Source organism: Microbacterium sp. MTN4-26, from assembly GCF_042846595.1.
GTDB lineage: Bacteria > Actinomycetota > Actinomycetes > Actinomycetales > Microbacteriaceae > Microbacterium > Microbacterium luteum.
The window spans coordinates 94,717-115,453 of the sequence record NZ_BTGO01000012.1 but is presented as its reverse complement, the minus strand read 5'-3'; the positions used below and the strand labels follow the sequence as shown (position 1 = coordinate 115,453).

General features: G+C 69.7%; 18 protein-coding genes. 12 read left to right on the top strand and 6 right to left on the bottom strand.

Features of this window, described 5'->3' with window-relative positions; translation table 11 throughout:
• Together ACGG9C_RS11825 and ACGG9C_RS11820 are read left to right on the top strand one after the other, a co-directional pair.
• Positions 1 to 1,483: DEAD/DEAH box helicase (locus ACGG9C_RS11825; RefSeq protein WP_390178681.1), on the top strand; the 1,483-nt coding region annotated here is incomplete at its 5' end.
• An 81-nt stretch (positions 1,484 to 1,564) separates the two neighbouring features.
• Positions 1,565 to 3,127: a Rieske 2Fe-2S domain-containing protein gene (locus tag ACGG9C_RS11820; protein WP_071043489.1), complete on the top strand. Its 1,563-nt coding sequence runs from the start codon at positions 1,565 to 1,567 to the stop codon at positions 3,125 to 3,127.
• Positions 3,128 to 3,151: 24 nt separating this feature from the next.
• Here the strand turns inward: ACGG9C_RS11820 and ACGG9C_RS11815 are convergent, their stop codons facing one another.
• From ACGG9C_RS11815 to mvk, 6 genes are read right to left on the bottom strand one after another with little or no spacing between them, the layout of a single operon-like run.
• Positions 3,152 to 4,315, bottom strand: a complete 1,164-nt coding sequence (locus tag ACGG9C_RS11815) for a hydroxymethylglutaryl-CoA synthase (protein ID WP_194383131.1) — start codon at positions 4,313 to 4,315, stop codon at positions 3,152 to 3,154.
• Positions 4,312 to 5,361: a hydroxymethylglutaryl-CoA reductase gene (locus ACGG9C_RS11810; RefSeq protein WP_194383132.1), complete on the bottom strand. Its 1,050-nt coding sequence runs from the start codon at positions 5,359 to 5,361 to the stop codon at positions 4,312 to 4,314. The genes ACGG9C_RS11815 and ACGG9C_RS11810 overlap by 4 nt, the downstream gene beginning before the upstream one ends.
• Positions 5,351 to 6,424 carry a type 2 isopentenyl-diphosphate Delta-isomerase gene (gene fni / locus ACGG9C_RS11805; RefSeq protein WP_194383133.1) on the bottom strand — a complete coding sequence of 358 codons (1,074 nt, stop codon included), beginning with the start codon at positions 6,422 to 6,424 and terminating at the stop codon, positions 5,351 to 5,353. Before fni ends, ACGG9C_RS11810 begins: the two co-directional genes overlap by 11 nt.
• On the bottom strand, positions 6,414 to 7,517 hold the full coding sequence (locus ACGG9C_RS11800) for a phosphomevalonate kinase (RefSeq protein WP_194383134.1): 1,104 nt from the start codon (positions 7,515 to 7,517) through the stop codon (positions 6,414 to 6,416). The genes fni and ACGG9C_RS11800 overlap by 11 nt, the downstream gene beginning before the upstream one ends.
• The gene (gene mvaD / locus ACGG9C_RS11795; protein WP_194383135.1) at positions 7,514 to 8,476 is read right to left on the bottom strand and encodes a diphosphomevalonate decarboxylase; all 963 of its coding nucleotides are present in this window, start codon (positions 8,474 to 8,476) and stop codon (positions 7,514 to 7,516) included. The genes ACGG9C_RS11800 and mvaD overlap by 4 nt, the downstream gene beginning before the upstream one ends.
• Positions 8,473 to 9,498 (bottom strand): mevalonate kinase, encoded by a 1,026-nt coding sequence (gene mvk / locus ACGG9C_RS11790; RefSeq protein WP_194383136.1) that lies wholly within the window; start codon positions 9,496 to 9,498, stop codon positions 8,473 to 8,475. Before mvk ends, mvaD begins: the two co-directional genes overlap by 4 nt.
• A gap of 128 nt (positions 9,499 to 9,626) precedes the next feature.
• Between mvk and pyrR the strand changes: the two genes are divergently transcribed.
• The 10 genes from pyrR (at position 9,627) to metK (ending at position 20,736) form a co-directional block, all read left to right on the top strand.
• Complete coding sequence (pyrR, locus tag ACGG9C_RS11785; protein ID WP_194383137.1) at positions 9,627 to 10,157, top strand: bifunctional pyr operon transcriptional regulator/uracil phosphoribosyltransferase PyrR; 531 nt, start codon at positions 9,627 to 9,629, stop codon at positions 10,155 to 10,157.
• A complete protein-coding gene (locus ACGG9C_RS11780) occupies positions 10,154 to 11,125 on the top strand; it encodes an aspartate carbamoyltransferase catalytic subunit (RefSeq protein ID WP_071043495.1) in 972 nt (323 codons plus the stop codon). Before pyrR ends, ACGG9C_RS11780 begins: the two co-directional genes overlap by 4 nt.
• On the top strand, positions 11,122 to 12,438 hold the full coding sequence (locus tag ACGG9C_RS11775; protein ID WP_194383138.1) for a dihydroorotase: 1,317 nt from the start codon (positions 11,122 to 11,124) through the stop codon (positions 12,436 to 12,438). The genes ACGG9C_RS11780 and ACGG9C_RS11775 overlap by 4 nt, the downstream gene beginning before the upstream one ends.
• Positions 12,435 to 12,938, top strand: a complete 504-nt coding sequence (locus ACGG9C_RS11770; RefSeq protein ID WP_071043497.1) for a hypothetical protein — start codon at positions 12,435 to 12,437, stop codon at positions 12,936 to 12,938. Before ACGG9C_RS11775 ends, ACGG9C_RS11770 begins: the two co-directional genes overlap by 4 nt.
• Positions 12,935 to 14,110: a glutamine-hydrolyzing carbamoyl-phosphate synthase small subunit gene (carA, locus tag ACGG9C_RS11765; RefSeq protein WP_071043498.1), complete on the top strand. Its 1,176-nt coding sequence runs from the start codon at positions 12,935 to 12,937 to the stop codon at positions 14,108 to 14,110. The genes ACGG9C_RS11770 and carA overlap by 4 nt, the downstream gene beginning before the upstream one ends.
• The gene (gene carB / locus ACGG9C_RS11760; protein WP_071043499.1) at positions 14,110 to 17,397 is read left to right on the top strand and encodes a carbamoyl-phosphate synthase large subunit; all 3,288 of its coding nucleotides are present in this window, start codon (positions 14,110 to 14,112) and stop codon (positions 17,395 to 17,397) included. Before carA ends, carB begins: the two co-directional genes overlap by 1 nt.
• Positions 17,394 to 18,233 carry an orotidine-5'-phosphate decarboxylase gene (pyrF, locus tag ACGG9C_RS11755; protein WP_194383139.1) on the top strand — a complete coding sequence of 280 codons (840 nt, stop codon included), beginning with the start codon at positions 17,394 to 17,396 and terminating at the stop codon, positions 18,231 to 18,233. The genes carB and pyrF overlap by 4 nt, the downstream gene beginning before the upstream one ends.
• Positions 18,230 to 19,153, top strand: a complete 924-nt coding sequence (gmk, locus tag ACGG9C_RS11750) for a guanylate kinase (RefSeq protein ID WP_071043501.1) — start codon at positions 18,230 to 18,232, stop codon at positions 19,151 to 19,153. The genes pyrF and gmk overlap by 4 nt, the downstream gene beginning before the upstream one ends.
• A gap of 42 nt (positions 19,154 to 19,195) precedes the next feature.
• Positions 19,196 to 19,450 (top strand): DNA-directed RNA polymerase subunit omega, encoded by a 255-nt coding sequence (gene rpoZ / locus ACGG9C_RS11745; RefSeq protein WP_071043502.1) that lies wholly within the window; start codon positions 19,196 to 19,198, stop codon positions 19,448 to 19,450.
• 92 nt (positions 19,451 to 19,542) lie between these two features.
• The gene (gene metK / locus ACGG9C_RS11740; RefSeq protein WP_071043503.1) at positions 19,543 to 20,736 is read left to right on the top strand and encodes a methionine adenosyltransferase; all 1,194 of its coding nucleotides are present in this window, start codon (positions 19,543 to 19,545) and stop codon (positions 20,734 to 20,736) included.
• Position 20,737: the final 1 nt, after the last annotated feature.

The following is a 20,737-nucleotide window of genomic DNA, read 5'->3' as shown; positions in this document are numbered from 1 at the left end:
CGCTGTGTCGTGGCGGGCCGCGGTGCACACCCTGCAGGACGTCGAGCGCGTCCCGGAGACGATCGTTCCGGACCGTGTCCGCGCGACGCTCCGGCCGTATCAGAAGCACGGCGTCTCCTGGCTGTGCTTCCTCGCCGACCATCGCCTCGGCGGGATCCTCGCCGATGACATGGGTCTCGGCAAGACGCTGCAGGTGCTCGCTGCGCTGGCGGCGCGTCGTGAGGGCGCCGGCGGCCGCACCGCGCTCGTGATCGCCCCGACGAGCGTGATCGGCACCTGGCAGGAGGAATCGGCGGCGTTCGTGCCCGACCTGCGAGTGGCGGTGGTCTCCAGCACCGGCGGTCTCGCCGCTGTGGGCGAGGCGGATGTCGTCGTGACGTCGTACGCCGTGCTTCGTCTCGATGAGACCGCCTTCGCCGAGCGCGAGTGGGGCTGGCTGATCCTCGACGAGGCGCAATTCGTGAAGAACCCCGCCACACGCATCCACCGTGCGGTCGCCGCACTGCGTGCGGAGGTGCGCTTCGCGCTCAGCGGCACGCCCTTCGAGAACTCGCTCATCGAGTTGCATGCGCTGCTTTCGATCACCTCACCCGGACTCTTCCCATCCGCCCGGCGATTCCGCGACGAGTACGTCGGCCCCATCGAGAAGGGCAAGGTGCCTGACAACGTCGAAGGCGGTGCGTACCGCCGGGCACGGTTGGAGAAGCTGCGCAGACGCGTGCGACCGTTGATGCTCCGTCGCACGAAGGCTCAGGTCGCCGCCGATCTGCCACCGCGGCAGGAGCAGGTGCTCCACGTCGAGCTGTCAGACGCGCATCGCGCGGTGTACGACATCGCCCTCCAGCGGGAGCGGCAGAAGATCCTGGGGTTGCTGGATGACCTCGACCGCAACCGGTTCATCGTGTTCCGTTCGCTGACGCTCCTGCGCATGCTCAGCCTCGCCCCGCGGCTGATCGACCCCGAGGCGTCGGGGGATTCGAGCAAGCTCGACGCGCTCGTCGCGCAGCTCGAGGAGGTGATCGCCGAGGGTCGTCGGGCGCTCGTGTTCAGTCAGTTCACGTCTTTCCTCGACCTCTCCGAGCTGGCGCTCGGAAGGGCGGGCATCGGCTTCACGCGTCTGGACGGCTCCACCGCCGACCGGTCGGGTGTGGTCTCGGCCTTCCGGGCGGGCGAGACGCCCGTCTTCCTCATCAGTCTGAAGGCGGGCGGCTTCGGGCTGAACCTCACCGACGCCGACGTCGTCATTCTGCTCGATCCGTGGTGGAACCCGGCCGCGGAAGCACAGGCGGTCGACCGCGCCCATCGCCTCGGTCAGACCCGACCGGTGATGGTCTATCGCCTGATCGCCTCGGACACCATCGAGGACAAGGTGCGCGCCCTCCAGCAGCGCAAGGCCCGCCTCTTCGACGCGGTGCTCGACGATGACGATCTGTTCGCCCGCTCCCTGGACGCGTCCGACATCCGCGGACTGCTGGAGACCTGATCGGCCCGGACGGAGCGTGCACACAGCGACGCCGGCATCGCGCGCCGTAGAATCGTTGGGCGTTCGACACAGGAGGAACTCATGCGGATCACGGGCCTCGGCCACGCCGGGATGTTCATCGAGACGGCCGGCGGCAGCATCCTCTGCGACCCCGTCATCGGCCCGAGCTTCTACGGTTCGTGGTTCCCGTTCCCCGACAACCGCGCTCTGGACTGGCAGCGATTCGGGCGGGCGGACTTCCTCTACGTCTCGCACCGTCACCGCGACCACTTCGACCCGGCGCTGCTGCAGCAGTACGTGCCGAAAGACATCCGCGTGCTGCTGCCGGAGTACCCGACGGACGATCTCGAGCGGGACCTGCGGCGTCTGGGATACGAGAACATCGTCTATACGCGGTCCGGTGAGACGCTGCGCTACGGCGATCTCAAGATCATGGTGACCCCCCTCCGCGCCCCCTCCGACGGCCCCATCGGGGACTCCTCGCTGTCGGTCGACGACGGCACGGCCAGCATCCTCAATCAGAACGACTCGCACCCGCTCGACCTCGACGCGCTCATGTCGTTCTCCCGCCCGGAGGCCTACTTCACACAGGTATCGGGCGCCATCTGGTGGCCGATGGTCTACGACCTGCCCCAGGACGCGAAGCAGAACTTCGCGAAGCTCAAGCGGGATGCGCAGAACAAGCGAGCGATGTACTACATCGAGAAGGTCGATGCTCCGCACGTGTTCCCGATGGCCGGTCCGCCGATGTTCCTCCGGGAGGAGCTCTTCCGCTACAACGGCACGGGCCTCCACGATGACGCGATCTTCACCGACCAGCGGGAGTTCCTCCGGCACATGAGAGAACAGCGGCCGGACCAGAAGGGCTACGAGTTCGTACCCGGCACGGTGGTCGAACTGGTGGACGGCGAGCTGTCGGTGACGCAGTCGCTCTACACCGACGACGAGATCGACCGGATCTTCGACGACAAGTGGGCCTATCTCGCCGAGCAGCGCGACGCCCGCCAGGACGAGATCCGAGCGGAGGTCGACTCGCGGGCCGAGGTGCTCCCGCCCGAGGAGATGCTCGCCGCGATCAAGGCCTGGTGGGAGCCGCTGCTGCGCCGTGCGCGCACGATCCGCAACGGGGTGGGCGGCAACGTCCGGTTCCGGATCGGCGAGCTGGACATGGTCGTCGATTTCCCCAAGGCCAAGGTGCGGGAGTACGCGGGTGAGGAGTGCGTGTATTGGTACACCATCCCCGCCGACCTCGTCTCGACCAACATCGCCGACCACGAGATCGACTGGTCCAATTCGATCTTCCTGTCGATGCAGTTCGAGGTCGGCCGCAGCGGAAAGTTCAACGAGTTCCTCACGACCTTCCTCAAGTGCCTCTCCCGCGACCGGATCGAGTACGTCGAGAACTGGTATGCCGAGCAGTCCGACCAGACCGAGGACGTGCAGCTGGAGGACTGGGTCGTGCAGCGACGGTGTCCCCACCTCCGCGCGGATCTGACCAAGACCGGCAAGATCGAGGACGGCGTGCTGACCTGCTCGCTCCACGACTGGAAGTGGGATCTCGCGACGGGCCGATGCCTGACGACGCAGGGGCACCCCATCCGTGCCGGGCGTGCCGACGAACAGGCGGACGCCCCGGCCGCCTGACCGGCCGGGGCGTCGCGCTCTCGCTCAGTCCCGCGTGTACCGGCGGGCGCGGCCGGAGATCCCCGCGAAGTGGAATTCGCCCGCGGACACCGGGTCGACGGCGAGGTCCGTCGATGTGTCGCGGGGGACCCGGCGATGCAGCTCGCGGTACTCCTCGACACCGATCGGCATGCGCGCATCCAGCAGCGCCTCGGTGCGCTCCCGGCGCGCGGCCGCGCGGTAGCCGGGCCGCACCAGGCCGGTGAAGAACTCTCCCACCGCTCCCGAGCCGTAGCTGAACAGGCCGATCCTGCAGCCGGTGAGATCGTCGTCCGAGTCGAGGACCGCCGCGAGGGCGAGGTAGAGCGACGCGGTGTAGCTGTTGCCGATGCGTCGGTTGTAGCGCGTGGAGGGCAGGAAGGTGTCGAGGCCGAGCTCGACCCCGGTGTGCTCGGCGAGCTTGCGATGCGCCTTCTCTGCCATGCGCGTGAACGGCTGGTGGTGGCAGAAGGCGTCGATCTCGCTCGCCGCCACGCCGCCTTGAGCGCGGTAGTCGTCCCATGCCCCTGTGAACGCGTCGAGGTACGCGTCGATGGAGAGCTTGCCCTCGACCATCGCGATGTCGCTGTCGTTCGGGCGCCAGAAGTCGTCGATGTCGGCGGTCCAGATGCCCGTGGGCGTCGGGATCTCCACAAGATCGGGGTCGGCGGCGACGAGCATCGCGACCGCACCCGCGCCCTGCGTGGGTTCGGCTGCTGTGTCGATCCCGTATCGGGCGATGTCGCTGCTGATGATCAGGACGCGTTCCCGGGGGTCGCGGGTGACGATGCCGATCGCCATCTGGAGCGCGGCCGTTCCGCCGTAGCAGGCCTGCTTGAGCTCGACGACACGACAGGCGGGAGGCAGCCCGAGGAGCCGGTGTGTGAAGATGCCCGCAGCTTTGGACTGGTCGACGCCGGTCTCGGTCGCGAAAAGCAGCGTGCGGATGCCTGCGGCGCCGTGGCGGTCGAGGATCGGCGCGGCTGCGGCGGCGCCCATCGTGACGATGTCCTCGTCGGGGCCCGGGACGCTCATCTGGTCCTGGCCGAGCCCTTTGTGGAACTTCGCCGGTTCCACCCCGATCGCGCGTGCGAGATCGGCGAGATCGAGCACGCGACTCCCGGTGGCGACGGCGAGATCGTGGATTCCGATGACGGGCGGGGTGTTCATGCTCGGCCTCCTGCGCGGCGTTCCATCAGCACATGCGATTGCATCAGTTCACCGGGGTTGGTCTGCGCCGCCAGCAGCGACAGCTCGCCGCACAGGACCGTGGCGGCGATGAGTCCGGCCAGCCGTCGCGCGCCGGCACCCGACTCCTCCAGCCCTCGGCAGCCCAACCGCTCGAGGGCCGCATCGACTCCGGGCAGATCCTTGCCGTTGCCGACCGTTCCGACGATGAGGTTGGGGAGGGTGCACGAGAACAGCAGATCGCCGTCTCCGCGCCGTTCGGCATAGGTGATGCCCTGTGAGCCTTCGACGATGTTCGCGGCGTCCTGACCGGTCGCGAGATAGAAGGCCAGGAGCATGTTCGCGTAGTGCGCGTTCGCCGAGCGCAGGGCGCCGGCGACCGTCGATCCGACGAGGTTCTTGCGCACGTTGAGATCGACCATGCGGGTGGCGGTGGTCCGCAGCTGAGCGTCGACCAGATCGGCCGGGATGAGGATCTCGGCGACGACGCTGCGACCGCGACCGAGCAGACCATTCACCGCCGTGGCCTTCTTGTCGGAGCAGAAGTTGCCGGAGATCGATCCGTACGACAGCTCCGGGTGCCATGCCAGGATCGCGTCCATGAGCGACTGCGCGGCGAGGGTGACCATGTTGTGGCCGGACGCGTCGCCCGTCGTGAGCGCGAAGCGCACGAACAGCAGGTGACCGACGATCTCGGTGTCGAGCTCGATGAGCTTGGCGTGGCGACTCTGGCCGGCGACGATGGCCGCCAGGTCGTCGAACCGGGCGTCGAGGGCGCGTGACGCTGCGACGGCCTCGGCGGCCGACGCAGCGACGAACAGACTCGAGCGGGTCATCCGCTCATCGACGACCGACACTCGGATGCCGTCGTCGACGAGTCGGGAGACGCGTGCGCCGCGGCCCACGGACGGCCACAGCGGCGTCTCGTACGTGGCCAGCGGCACGCTCTGCTCACCGGCGACGTCTCCGCTGAGCTTCAGGGGACCGACCCACCGGGTAGGGATCGGTGTGACGAGATCATCGGGCATTGCTGCTCCTTCCGAGGGATCGCTGCGCCAGAGTCGTGAGGTCGACGCCACGCGCGGCGCAGAACTGCGCCGTGGCGCCGCTGACGACGACGTCGGTGGTGCGCAGGGCGGTGAGGTCCTCGGCTCCGAGAAGGGCGAGGAGAGAACCGAGATGCATGGTCCACTCCTGGATGCGGTCGCGCAGCGCCTCGGCGCCCCCGTCGAGGACGACCGAGAGGAACGACCCGGAGACGCCCACGGCATGCGCACCGAGGGCGAGAGCGCGCGCGACGTCGAGGGGGGAGCGGACGCCGCCCGAAGCAAGAAGGGTCGGGGCGCCGGCCGGAGCCTCCAGCAGGCACGCGACGGTCGACTGCCCCCACCCTTCGAGGTAGCCGTAGTCACGCTGCGGGCGACGCTCGTTCTCGACTCGCACGAAGTCGGTCCCGCCGTTGCCGGAGACGTCCGCGTACGCCACACCCATGTCGGCGAGCCGCCGCAGCGTGCCCGAACTCAGACCGAAACCGACCTCCTTGACGATGACCGGCACGTCGACGGCGGCGATGATGCGCTCGAGAGAGGACGGCCAGGTCGAGAAGGAGCGGCTGCCTTCCGGCATGACCGTCTCCTGCACGGCGTTCACGTGCACCTGCAGCGCGTTCGCCTCGAGGAGTTCCACGGCGCGGCGGGCATCGTCGGCGCTGCGCTCCACACCGAGATTGGCCATGACGAACCCGTCGGGGTTCTCCTCCCGCAGCACACGGAACGTGGGGGCGACCGACGGGTCGCCGAGCGCGATGCTGACCGATCCCGAGGCGATCGCCGCGCCGGTCTCGCGCGCGGCGATCGCGAGATCGCGGTTGACTGCGCCGGTCATGTCGCTGCCGCCGGTCATGGCGTTGATGTAGAAGGGAAGCGGCCACGGGGCATCGGCCACCTCGGTGGACAGCGTCACCCGATCGACGTCGATCCCGTCGAGCGCGTGATGCACGAAGGCGACATCGTCGTAGCCGTTTCGTCGCGGGCCCGACGCCTGCTGCTCCGCCGCGAGGCGGACGTGGTCGTCCTTGCGGTCACCCGACACGGTGGTCTCCCTCGGTCGCTGTCACGGAGAGCGCCAGTGGCACGACACCGAGGTCGCGCCACGCACGCTCGAGCGCATCGCGCTCCACCGTCGGGTGCACGAGCGCGACGCCGCAGTCGCCGCCACCCGCGCCGGACGCCTTCGCGGCCGCGCCCATCCCTTCGATGATGTCGCACATCTCACGCAGGTCGGCCGTTTCGATCTCCACGCCCGAGGCCGCTGCCAGATCCCGCAGCACCCTCCGAGCCTGGCGGAGCGCCGCTTGGGCGGCGGTGGCGTCGTCGGCGGCGAAGGCATCCCGAAGAGAGAGCACGGCGCTGCAGGAGTCGGAGAGGAACGCCGGGTGGTCGACGTCGCCGCGTTCGACGGCCGCTTGGACGGCGGAGACGAGCGACCGGGTCGATGCCGGTGCGCCGGTCCACCCCACGACGAGGTCGAGATCGGTCGGCGGCTCGATCGGGACGATCTCGCCGACCTCCCACGCGGGAAGCCGCAGGCGGCGCTCCACCTCGAGCGCACCGGCGGCCGCGAGCGCCTCGCGATCGGGGCTCCGATAGAAGATCCAGCCGCCGTGCGTGCTCGCCGCGACATCGCCGCCGCTCGCATCGGGCGACACGCTGAGCGTCGCCAGCATGGCCAGGCGGTACTCCTCGTCGGGTGTCAGGGCGAGCCCGAGATGACCTCCGACCGCCCGGACGACGCCGACGGTGACGGCGGCGGAAGAGCCGAGACCGAACTTGCGTCCGGTGCCGTCGTCGAGGCCGCTGTCGATGTCGAGGGCGAACACACCGTCGGGGATCGATCGCTCCCGCCGCAGATCCTCCATCACGGTGAGCGCCGCGACCACGTAGTCGAGCCCGTGCTCCTCATCCGACACGTCGATGCCCGGCGAAGCGGGGGTCCATGTCAGCGTCTTGTAGCCGGTGGAGGTCACCACGCGTGCCGGAGCGGCCGCGTCCAACGTCACGGTGACCGCGAGGTCGACCGCCGCCAGCACGGCGGGCTGCCCCGGCGTGACGACGGCGTACTCGCCCGCGATGAACAGTTTCCCGGGGATGCGGACGACGATCCGCTCGGGCGAGGGATGGGTCACGCGGATCTCTCCCGCAGGGTCGCGCCGGGCCCCGGTCGGGCGACCACCGTGTCTGCGAGGGTGCTGATGCGACGTGACACCGCCGGAGTGTCCGCCGGTGCGCAGACGATGCAGACGTTCGGGCCGGCATCGGCGGTGGCCCAGGCGCGCACGCCCTCGCGGCGCAGTGTCTCGACCGCGTCGAAGATGGACCAGCTCGTCGGCGTGAGGTAACGGATCGACGGATCACTGCCCTGGATGACCGCGTGCATCCGCAGCGCATTCGTCTCGGTGATGCGGCCCAGCCGCTCCAGGTCTCCGGCGCGGCACGCCTCCTGTGCCGCAGCCAGCGACTGAGCCGTCGAGGTCACCCAGGCGGGATAGTACGGCGAGGTCAGCGCGGTGCGCCGCATCGCCTCGCGACTGGAGACGGCCTTCTCGCCCGCGTCGACGGTCGCGATGACCATCTCGATCTCGGGCGCATCGATGTGCTCGGCGAACGAATGCTCATCGTCGCCCGCATGCCAGATCGCGAACCGCGAGATGATCGATCGCGATGCCGATCCGGAGCCGCGTCGGGCGAGCCGGCTGAGCGCACGGGTGTCGAGGTCGAGTCCGTATGCGGTCGACGCCGCGAGTGCCAGCGCGGCGAAACCCGACGCGGACGAGGCGAGTCCGGCCGCGGACGGGACGGTGTTCCGCGTCACCACCTCGGCGGCGGCATCGCTGCCGGCGAGGTGCCGCACGTGATCGAGGAACCTGACCACGCGCTCCCGCACGACGCCCTCGCGCTCGGAGCCGTTCATCACGACGCGGTCGACTGCCGCCCCGGTGTCGGTGCGCACGGTCGTCGTGGTCGGGAAGACGTCCAGAGTCATCGACAGACTCCCCGTCGCGGGCAGATTCTGCGTGGTGTCCGCCTTGCCCCAGTACTTCACCAGGGCGATGTTGGGATGCGCCTGCGCCGTGGCGGTGGTCACGCGACCTCCATGTGAGTCGTCCAGGCCGCGGGGGCGCCCGCCGTGCGCATCCGTCTCACGACGGTGGCGGCATGCTCGGGATCGTGGGCGAGCGCGATCACGCACCCGCCGCGACCACCGCCGGTGAGCTTGGCCCCGGCGGCACCCGCAGCGCGGGCGGCGGCCGCGAGGTGGTCCAGGGCCGGGTCACCGACGCCGAGGGTGCCCAGATGGCGATGGGCGGCATCCATCGCGGAACCGAGTCCGTCCAGGTCGCCGTGCGAGATGTCGGCACGAGCCTGCGCCGTCAGCTCCGCGAGCGCGCCGACGGCACGGTCGAACACCTCGGGCGATGACTCGCGCAGCGAGCGGACGGCGCCCACGGCCTCGCGCGTGCGGCCGCGCACCCCCGAGTCCGCGACGACGAAGTGCAGAGCGGTCCCGACGGTGATCGGCTCGACGCTGCCGCGCCGGAACCAGATCGGGCCGGGTGCGCAGACGGCGCGGGCATCGAGACCGCTCGGCGCCCCGTGCGCGGCGCGCTCTGCGTCCTGGATGAGCGCGAATCGCTCGTCGGGGTCGAGGTCGCGGCCGAGGGCGCCCGAGACGGCCGTGACGACAGCGGCGGCGACCGCCGCGCTGGAGCCCACACCGCGCTCGGACGGGATGTCGCTGTGGATGCGCACATGAAGCCTCGCATCCGGCGCGCCCGCCGACGCGAGGGCGGTGCGAACGGCCGTGACGGTGGGAAGCAGGCGAGCAGGTGCCGCATCGAGCGGGCCGTGGAACAGCTCGCTGTCGATGCGCGAGGCCCGGGACGTGGCGGCGGCCTCCGCGCGGGCGGCGATGGACGTGATCGGCAGAGCGATCGCCGGGTGGCCGTAGACCACCGAGTGCTCGCCGATGAGGATGGCCTTGCCGGTGGCCTCGCCGATCCCGTTCCCCGGCTCGGGGTCGCCGACGAGCGCGTCGACGGTGCCGGTCGCGCGGGGCTGTGGGGGAGCGTCCCCGCGGAGGGCGCTCGCGTCGGTCTTCGGGGTCATAGCGGGCTGGCCAAGCCTAACAGTCGACGATCCGCACGGGCCGTGGACGACCGGCGCCACCGGTTCCGATAGAGTGACCGTGATCGCATCCTTTAATCCCGTCCCGTGAGACGGAGAAGGGAGCGCCGATGAGCACGCGCACCGTGCTGCACGACGCCGACATCGCCCGGGCACTGACCCGCATCGCCCACGAGATCCTCGAGTCGAACAAGGGCCCCGACGGTCTCGTGATCCTCGGAATCCCCACTCGCGGAGTCACCCTCGCCGCCCGGATCGCCGGGCTGGTCTCGCGCTTCGGCGGCGCGCCCGTTCCCGCGGGAGCCCTCGACGTGACCATGTACCGCGACGATCTGCACCGCAACCCGACGCGGGCGCCGCATCGCACCGAGATTCCTCCCGGCGGCATCGATGCACGAACGGTGATCCTGGTCGATGACGTGCTCTTCTCCGGTCGCAGCATCCGCGCGGCCCTCGACGCCCTCCAGGACATCGGCCGACCGGCGGCGGTGAGGCTCGCGATCCTCGTCGACCGAGGCCACCGCGAGCTGCCGATCCGTCCCGACTTCGTCGGCAAAAACCTCCCCAGCGCACGCGACGAGCGCGTGAACGTGCGGCTCGTCGAGATCGACGGCGTCGACGAGGTGGCGATCGGTTCATGAGACACCTTCTCGACACGCGCACGCTCACCCGCGAGGACGCCATTCGCGTCCTCGACGTCGCCGAGGACATGGCCGACACGCAGCGCCGGGAGGTCAAGAAGCTGCCGACGCTTCGCGGCAAGACCGTCGTGAACCTGTTCTTCGAGGACTCCACCCGCACTCGCATCTCGTTCGAAGCTGCCGCCAAGCGGCTCTCGGCCGACGTCATCAACTTCTCGGCGAAGGGGTCGAGCGTGTCCAAGGGCGAATCCCTCCAGGACACCGCCCAGACTCTGCAGGCCATGGGCGCCGACGCCGTGGTGATCCGTCACGGCGCATCCGGGGCCCCCCAGACGCTCGCGACGAGCGGATGGATCAGCGCCGGCGTCGTCAACGCCGGCGACGGCACGCACGAGCACCCCACGCAGGCGCTCCTCGACGCGTACACGATCCGCAAGCGCACTCATGGCTCGGCCAGCCGTGGTCGCGGTCTGGACGGTCTTCACGTCGCGATCGTGGGCGACATCCTCCACTCCCGGGTCGCGCGATCGAACGTATGGCTGCTGACGACGCTCGGCGCCCGCGTCACCCTCGTCGCGCCGCCCACCCTGGTGCCGCAGGACGTGACCGCCTGGCCGGTGACGGTGCGATACGACCTGGACGATGCGATCGCCGACGCGCCGGACGCGCTCATGATGCTCCGCATCCAGCTGGAGCGCATGAACGCCGCATATTTCCCCACTGAGCGGGAGTATTCCCGTCGCTGGGGCCTGGACCCACTGCGGCTGGAGGCTCTCCCGCCCGGTAGCATGGTGCTGCATCCGGGACCGATGAACCGCGGCCTGGAGATCTCGGCGGCCGCCGCCGATTCCCCCCGTGCAACCGTGCTGGAGCAGGTCGCGAACGGCGTGTCCGTGCGCATGGCCGTGCTCTACCTCCTGCTGGCGGGGGACCATTCGAGCGCGAACGCAAAGGAGGAAGGCCGATGAGCATCCCTCACATCGGCGCAGAGCCCGTCGTCTACCGCGGCGTGCGGATCTCCGGCGGCGACGCCCGTGACCTCGTCGTCGACGGGGGAGTCATCACGGCTCTCGACGGGGAGGCGCCGGGAGGCGCGCGCATCGTCGACGCCGACGGACTCATCGCCCTCCCCGGCCTCGTCGATCTGCACACCCACCTGCGCGAACCTGGATTCGAGGCGTCCGAGACGATCCTCACGGGATCGCGCGCGGCGGCGGCCGGCGGCTACACCACGGTCTTCGCGATGCCCAACACGTCCCCGGTCGCCGACACCGCCGGCGTCGTCGAGCAGGAGCTCGCACTCGGCGAGGCGGCCGGCTACGTGCACGTGCAGCCGATCGGCGCGGTCACGGTCGGCCAGCGCGGTGAGCGCCTCGCGGAACTGGGCGCGATGGCGAGCTCTCGCGCACGCGTGCGCGTGTTCAGCGACGACGGCTTCTGCGTCTGGGATCCGCTCATCATGCGTCGTGCCCTCGAGTACGTGAAGTCCTTCGGCGGCGTGATCGCCCAACATGCGCAGGATCCCCGGCTGACCGAGGGCGCCCAGATGAACGAGGGCACGGTATCCGCGGAGCTCGGACTCGCGGGATGGCCCGCCGTCGCCGAGGAATCGATCATCGCCCGCGACGTGCTCCTGGCTGAGCACGTGGGCTCCCGCCTGCACGTCTGCCACCTCTCCACCGCCGGGTCGGTCGAGATCATCCGCTGGGCGAAGGCCCGAGGCGTCGCGGTGACGGCGGAAGTGACGCCGCACCACCTCCTGCTGACCGAGGAGCTCGTGCGCGGATACGACCCGCGTTTCAAGGTCAATCCGCCCCTTCGCCGTGATGATGACGTGCGAGCCGTGCGGGAGGGCCTCGCCGACGGCACCATCGACATCGTGGCGACCGATCACGCACCGCACCCGGCGGAGGCGAAGTCGTGCGAATGGCAGGCAGCCGCACACGGAATGGTGGGCCTCGAGAGCGCACTCCGGGTCGTGCAGCAGACGATGGTCGACACCGGGATGCTCGATTGGGCCGATGTCGCGCGAGTGATGTCCGCGGTTCCCGCGCGCATCGGGCGCCTGACGCCGCCGGCGCTCGAGGTCGGCGCGCCGGCCGCGTTCGTGCTCTACGACCCGCGTCCGGCACGCACCTTCACGCGTGACGACCTCCACGGTCGCAGCGTCAACTCGCCCTACCTCGGTCGCGATCTGCCCGGTGAGGTGAGGTGGACCGTCAACGGCGGGTTCGTCACGGTCGCCGACGGCGAGCTGGTCGATCGGGAGGGTGTCGCGTGAGCCGCGAAGCCGCACTGCTGGTGATCATGGCGGTCGCCGTCGGCCTGCTCGTGCTGGCAGCCGTCGGCTGGTGGCGCCGGACGCGCCGCGACCGTGCACTCGAGCCGCCGGTGGGGGAGATCCCCGCCGGGGCGATGGAGCGCGACCGCTTCGCGGTTCTGTACGTCGCGACCACGCGCCCCGATCAGCCGCTGGAGCGCCTGGCCATCCGGGGGATGGGATTCCGCTCGGCCGCCGAGGTCATCCTCACCGATCGCGGCATCGCGCTCGAGCTCGCCGGTGAGAGACCGCTGTTCCTCGCCCGGGGGCGGCTCCTCGCCGTCGACCAGTCCACCGTCGCCATCGACCGCGTGGTCGAGAAGGACGGCCTGGTCCGCCTCACCTGGCGGATCAGCGACGACACCGTCGTCGATACCTACCTCCGGCCGCAGGATTCCTCGGCCCGCGCACTCGCCGACGCCCTCGGCGCATCCATCACCTCGACAGGAGCAGACGCATGACCTCGCTGCTGACCACCGACCCCGCGGTCCTCGTCCTGGAGGACGGGTCCCGCCACACCGGGCGCGCCTACGGCGCGCGGGGGACCACTCTGGGAGAAGTCGTCTTCGCCACCGGCATGACCGGGTACCAGGAGACGCTCACCGATCCGTCGTACGCCGGCCAGATCGTGCTTCAGACGGCGCCGCACATCGGCAACACCGGCATGAACGCGGAGGACCGGGAGTCCCGGCGCATCTGGGTCTCCGGCTACGTCGTGCGCGATCCGTCGCGCGTGGTGTCGAACTGGCGCTCGGAGGAATCCCTCGACCAGTCCCTGGCCGCCGACGGCATCGTCGGGATCAGCGGCATCGACACCCGTGCGGTGACACGCCGCATCCGTTCGGCCGGCAGCATGCGCGGCGGCGTGTTCTCGGGAGAGACCGCGGCGCTCGACGCCGAGGAGCAGCTGCGCATCGTGCGCGAGGCCCCGGAGATGTCCGGGCGCAACCTGTCCGCTTCGGTGTCCGTCGAGGACGTCGAGGTCACGCGCGCACAGGGGGAGCGCGTCGGCAACCTCGCGGTGCTCGACCTCGGTGTCAAGCAGTCCACGATCGTCAACCTCGCGGCGCGCGGGTTCGATGTGCACGTGTTCCCGCAGAGCGCGACGGTGGCGCAGATCATGGAGATCGAGCCGGTCGCCGCCTTCTACTCCAACGGTCCGGGGGATCCCGCGGCCAGTGACGCGCACGTGGAGCTCCTGCGCGGCATCCTCGATGCGCGGGTGCCCTTCTTCGGCATCTGCTTCGGAAACCAGCTCCTCGGCCGCGCGCTCGGATTCGGCACGTACAAGCTGCCCTTCGGACACCGCGGCATCAACCAGCCCGTCCTCGACAAGGCCACCGGGCGCGTCGAGATCACGTCGCAGAATCACGGATTCGCCGTCGATGCCCCGGTCGAGGGGACGGTGGACAGCCCCCACGGTTACGGTCGCGTGGAGGTGAGCCACGTCGGTCTCAACGACAACGTCGTCGAGGGTCTCCGCGCCCTCGACATCCCCGCGTTCAGCGTGCAGTACCACCCCGAGGCGGCCGCCGGTCCGCACGATGCGAACTATCTGTTCGATCGCTTCCGCGACATGGTGCTCGACACCCTGTCCGCCCGCAGCAACGACTCCCAGGAGGGTGGCCTCTGATGCCCAAGCGCGACGACATCCGATCCGTCCTCGTCATCGGCTCCGGCCCGATCGTCATCGGTCAGGCGTGCGAGTTCGACTATTCCGGCACCCAGGCGTGCCGCGTGCTCCGTGAAGAGGGGGTGCGCGTGATCCTCGTCAACTCCAATCCGGCGACGATCATGACCGACCCGGACTTCGCCGACGCCACATACATCGAGCCGATCTCGCCCGAGGTGATCGAGACGATCCTGGCGAAGGAGAAGCCCGACGCGATCCTGCCGACCCTCGGTGGGCAGACGGCGCTGAACGCCGCGATGGCGTTGCACGATCGCGGCATCCTCGACGCCTACGGGGTCGAGCTCATCGGCGCGAACGTCGACGCCATCCGCAAGGGCGAGGACCGTCAGGTCTTCAAGGAACTCGTCATCGAGTCGGGGGCCGATGTGGCCGAGAGTCGCATCTGCCACTCGATGGACGAGGTGCTCGCCGGCGCCGCCGACCTCGGCTATCCGCTCGTCGTGCGTCCGTCGTTCACGATGGGCGGCCTCGGCAGCGGATTCGCGTTCGACGAAGCCGACCTGCGGCGCATCGCCGGCGCCGGTCTGCGCGATTCGCCCACGCACGAGGTTCTCCTGGAGGAGTCGATCCTCGGTTGGAAAGAATACGAGCTCGAGCTCATGCGCGACTCCGCAGACAACACCGTCGTGGTGTGCTCGATCGAGAACGTCGACCCGGTCGGCGTGCACACGGGCGACTCCATCACCGTCGCGCCGTCGCTGACGCTGACCGACCGCGAGTACCAGAAGATGCGCGACATCGGCATCGACATCATCCGTGCGGTGGGCGTCGACACGGGCGGGTGCAACATCCAGTTCGCCGTCAATCCCGACACCGGCCGCATCATCGTCATCGAGATGAACCCCCGCGTGTCGCGGTCGTCGGCGCTCGCGTCGAAGGCGACGGGCTTCCCCATCGCGAAGATCGCCGCGAAGCTGGCCATCGGCTACCGCCTGGACGAGATCCCGAACGACATCACCAAGGTCACCCCCGCGAGCTTCGAGCCCACGCTCGACTACGTCGTGGTCAAGGTGCCTCGCTTCAACTTCGAGAAGTTCCCCAACGCCGACACCACGCTGACCACGACCATGAAGTCGGTGGGAGAGGCCATGGCGATCGGCCGGAACTACACGACGGCGCTGCAGAAGGCGCTGCGCTCGCTCGAGAAGCGCGGTTCGAGCTTCCACTGGGGCGACGAGGATCGCACGGTCGACGAGCTCCTGGAGATCGCCCGCACGCCCACCGACGGCCGCATCGTCGTGCTCCAGCAGGCGATGCGCAAGGGCGCGACCGTCGAGCAGGCGTTCGAGGCGACGAGCATCGACCGCTGGTTCCTCGACCAGATGCTTCTCATCAACGAGGTCGCCGAGGAGATCCGCGGCGCCGAGGAGCTCGACGCGGCCGCCCTCCGGCTCGCGAAGGATCACGGATTCTCGGATGCGCAGATCGCGCAGCTGCGGGGCCTCGACGAGGCCGAGGTCCGCGGCATCCGACACGGTCTGGACATCCGCCCGGTGTACAAGACGGTCGACACGTGCGCCGGCGAGTTCCCGGCCCTCACGCCGTACCACTACTCCAGCTACGACAGCGAGACCGAAGTCACCCCGTCGGAGCGCACGAAGGTCGTGATCATCGGATCCGGTCCCAACCGCATCGGCCAGGGCGTCGAGTTCGACTACTCGTGCGTCCACGCCTCGTTCGCGCTGAGCGACGCCGGGTACGAGACGATCATGGTCAACTGCAACCCGGAGACGGTGTCGACGGATTACGACACGTCGGACCGGCTCTACTTCGAGCCGCTGACGCTCGAGGACGTGCTCGAGGTGCTGCACGCCGAAGCGCAGTCCGGCAAGATCCTCGGCGTCGTCTGCCAGCTCGGCGGGCAGACTCCGCTGGGCCTCGCCAAGGGGATCGAAGAAGCCGGGTACACCATCCTCGGGACGAGCCCGGCGGCGATCGACCTCGCCGAGGAGCGCGGGCTCTTCAGCGGGATCCTCGACGCGGCCGGACTCGTCGCGCCCCGGCACGGCACGGCGATCGACGTCGACGAGGCTGTCGCGGTCGCGGAGGACATCGGCTACCCGGTCCTGGTCCGCCCGAGCTTCGTGCTCGGCGGACGCGGCATGGAGATCGTGTACGACACCGACAGCCTCCGCGACTACTTCGTGCGGATCGCCGACCAGGCGATCATCGGCCCCGGACTCCCGCTGCTGGTCGACCGCTTCCTCGACGATGCCATCGAGATCGACGTCGATGCCCTCTTCGACGGCGAGCAGCTGTACGTCGGCGGGGTCATGGAGCACCTGGAGGAGGCGGGCATCCACTCCGGCGACTCCAGCTGCACGCTTCCGCCGATCTCGCTCGGCCGCAGCGACGTGGACCGGGTGCGCACCGCGACGCTCGCCATCGCGCAGGGCATCGGCGTGCGGGGGCTGCTGAACGTGCAGTTCGCCATCAGCGCCGGCGTGCTCTACGTCATCGAGGCGAACCCGCGCGCGAGCCGTACCGTCCCCTTCGTCTCGAAGGCACTCGGGATCCCGCTCGCCAAGGCCGCCTCGCGCGTCATGGCCGGTGCGACGATCGGGGAGCTCATCTCGGAGGGCCTGCTCCCGGCCGCGGACGGCTCGCGCGTTCCGCTGGACGCCCCGGTGTCGGTCAAGGAGGCGGTGCTCCCCTTCAAGCGCTTCCGCACGAAGGACGGCGAGACGGTGGATTCCATCCTCGGCCCCGAGATGCGCTCCACCGGTGAGGTGATGGGTATCGACCGCGACTTCCCGACGGCGTTCGCCAAGAGCCAGCAGGCAGCCTACGGGGGCATGCCGACCACGGGCACGGTCTTCATCTCCGTCGCCGACGACGACAAGCGCGCCGTCATCCTCCCGGCGCACCGACTGCGGGAGCTCGGCTTCGACCTCGTCGCCACGGAGGGCACGGCCGAGATCCTCGCCCGCAACGGCATCGCGGTGAAGGTCGTCGCGAAATACTCCGAGACGCAGGAGTCGGGCGAGCCGAACGTGGTCGATCTGATCAACGCCGGCGAGATCGACATGGTCGTGAACACCCCGTCGGGAGGGATGGCTCGCGCCGACGGCTACGAGATCCGCGCCGCGGCGGTGGCTGCCGACAAGGCGCTGTTCACCACCATCGCGCTCCTGGGCGCCGCCGTCAGCGCTCTCCCCGCGCTCCGCGAGGGGTTCGAGGTGCGAAGCCTTCAGGAATACGCGGTGGACCGCGCCTCGCGCTCATGACCGGATTCGGCGAGCGGGTGCGGTCGACCCTGGCGCAGCGGGGTCCGCTGTGCGTCGGGGTCGACCCGCACCCGAGACTTCTCGTCGACTGGGGTCTGCCGGAGACGGCCGCCGGCGCACGGGAGTTCGGACTCCGCGTGGTGGATGCCGCAGCGACCGCCGGGGTCGGCATCGTCAAGCCGCAGGTCTCGTTCTTCGAGCGCTTCGGATCGGCCGGGTACCGCGCCCTCGAGGACGTGCTGCGGACGGCCCGGGAGTCGGAGCTGCTCGTCATCGCCGATGCCAAGCGCGGTGACATCGGGTCGACGATGGATGCCTACGCCGAAGCGTGGCTGCGCGCCGGATCCCCCCTCGAGGCCGACGCGCTGACGGTGAGCCCGTACCTCGGAGTCGGGGTCCTCGCATCGGCTGCGAGCCTGGCCTATGCCGGCGACAAGGGACTGTTCGTGCTGGTCGCGACGAGCAATCCCGAGGGGGTGGACCTGCAGCGCTCCCGCGACGCGAGCCGGCGGACGGTCGCGCGGCGGGTCCTCGACGAGGTCACGCAGATCAACGCCGCCCACGTCGATGACGGACGATGGGGGAGTGTCGGCGTCGTGATCGGCGCGACGGTCGGGTGGGCGGATGCGGGGCTGGCTCCGGTGTCTCCGCCGGCGCCGATCCTCGCCCCCGGTTTCGGATTCCAGGGCGCGCAGCCGGGCGACCTCGGCGCGGCGTTCGGCGACAGCGCGCAGACCGTGATCGCCAGCGAGAGTCGGAGCCTTCTCTCCGCCGGTCCGGGGCGGCTCGCGGAGACCATCAGAGACCGCTCAGAGCACTACAGGAGCAGGGAATGACCGAACCACACCGACCTCCCGAGGTCGACCGCGTCGCGGCGTCGCGCCGTGCCGTCGAGGCCCGCCGGGCACGAGCGTCGCTGAAGAAGGACATCGCGATGCGGGTCGTGACGCCCCAGGACGTGCTCGCTCGGAGCACCGACGCCACGGATTCCGCCGCGGCGACGCTGCGCGTGACGGAGTTCCTGACCGCGCTGCCGGCCATCGGTGCGGGCAAGCGCGATCGCGTGCTGCAGTCGCTCGGGATTTCACCGGTCAAGCGCCTTGGCGGGCTGGGTGGCCGTCAGCGGAACGCCCTGTCGACGTGGCTCGACGAGCGTTTCCCGCCCATCCGACCCCGCGCCGGACGCAGCCGTCTCCTCGTGCTGGCCGGACCGACGGCGGTGGGCAAGGGGACGGTCGCCGCGCACATCGCCGCGCACCATCCGGAGATCCTCCTCTCGGTCTCGGCGACGACCCGGCCGCCCCGTCCGGGCGAGATCGACGGTGCGCACTACTTCTTCGTCGACGACGAGGCGTTCGACCGCATGGTGGATGCCGGCGACCTGCTCGAGCACGCCACCGTGCACAACCGTCACCGCTACGGCACACCCCGGCGCCCCATCGAAGAGGCGCTGGCCGAAGGACGGACCGTGCTGCTCGAGATCGATCTGCAGGGCGCACGCCAGGTGCGCGCGGCCGACCCCGCCGCCACGCTCGTGTTCCTGCTGCCGCCGAGCTGGGACGAACTGGTTCAGCGGCTCATCGGGCGCGGGACCGAGGATGCCGAAGAGCGCGCGCGCCGCCTGCGCACGGCGAAGGTCGAGTTGGCCGCTCAGAGCGAATTCGACCACCGCGTCGTCAACGACGACGTCGCCGAGGCGGCCCGCAAGGTCGTAGAATTGTCCGAAGCGCCCGCGCGCTACTCGTCGCGCGGCTGACGCGATCGACTCACCGCCACCATCCGAACCAGGAGGTTCCCCATGGCCGGAACGAACCAGGGCATCATCGAGCCCCCCATCGACGCACTCCTCGAGAAGGTCGACTCCAAGTACCAGCTGGTCATCTACGCATCCAAGCGCGCGCGCCAGATCAACGACTACTACTCGGATCTGCACGAGGGGAACCTGTTCGACAACGTCGGGCCGCTCGTGGACTCCACGGTCGAGGACAAGCCGCTGACCATCGCGATGCACGAGATCCACGAGGACAAGCTGCGCCTTCGCGCCGCCGAGTGAGCTCACCGCACATCACCGGCCGCATGATCCGTCATGTCGGCCGGTGATGTCATACTGCCTCCGTCCGTGACCGCTGTCTTCCTGGAGCTCCGATGAGCGATCTTCGCCTGTTCACGTCCGAGTCCGTCACCGAGGGGCATCCCGACAAGATCTGCGACCAGATCTCCGACAGCATCCTCGACGCGATCCTCGCCGAGGATCCGGAGGGACGCGTGGCCGTCGAGACGCTCGTGACGACCGGTCTCGTGCATGTCGCGGGGGAGGTGTCCACCAGTGCATACGTCGAGATCCCCGCGATCGTGCGCGACGTGGTCAACCGCATCGGCTACACCAGCAGCGAGACGGGTTTCGACGGTGACTCCTGCGGTGTGAGCGTCTCCATCGGCGCACAGTCCTCGGACATCGCCGCCGGGGTGAACAAGGCGTTCGAGCAGCGTGAGCGCGGATCGGTCGACCCGGCCGATGAGCAGGGCGCCGGCGACCAGGGCATCATGTTCGGCTACGCCACCGACGAGACGCCGCAGTTCATGCCGATCGCTGCATGGACGGCGCACCGCATGGCCGAGCGCCTCGCCGACCTCCGCCGGGACGGTCAGCTGCCCTTCCTCCGCCCGGACGGCAAGACGCAGGTGACGCTGGGCTTCGACGGGGGCGTGCCCAAGACCGTCGAGTCGGTGGTGCTCTCGACTCAGCACCACCCCGACATCTCTCAGGCCGACCTTCGCGACCGGGTGCGCGCGGAGGTCATCGACCCCGTACTGCACGCCACCGGCCTCGATCTGCCCGGCGTGCAGTACTTCATCAACCCGGCCGGGCCCTTCGTCGTCGGCGGCCCGAAGGGCGACGCTGGTCTGACGGGTCGCAAGATCATCATCGACACCTACGGCGGCGCGTCGCGCCACGGTGGCGGTGCATTCAGCGGAAAGGACCCGTCGAAGGTGGACCGGTCCGCCGCCTATGCGATGCGCTGGGTCGCGAAGAACGCCGTCGCCGCGGGCCTTGCCGATCGCCTCGAGGTGCAGGTGGCCTACGCCATCGGCAAGGCGAGCCCCGTCGGACTCTACGTGGAGACCTTCGGAACGGGCCACGTCGCCGACGAGATGATCACGCGGGCGATCCGCGATGTCTTCGATCTCCGGCCCAAGGCGATCATCGATCGGCTCGATCTCCAGCGCCCCATCTACGCCGACACGGCCGCCTACGGCCACTTCGGCCGCGAGCTGCCGAGCTTCACCTGGGAACGCACCGATCGCGTCGACGAGCTCCGCTCCGCCGCCGGTCTCTGAC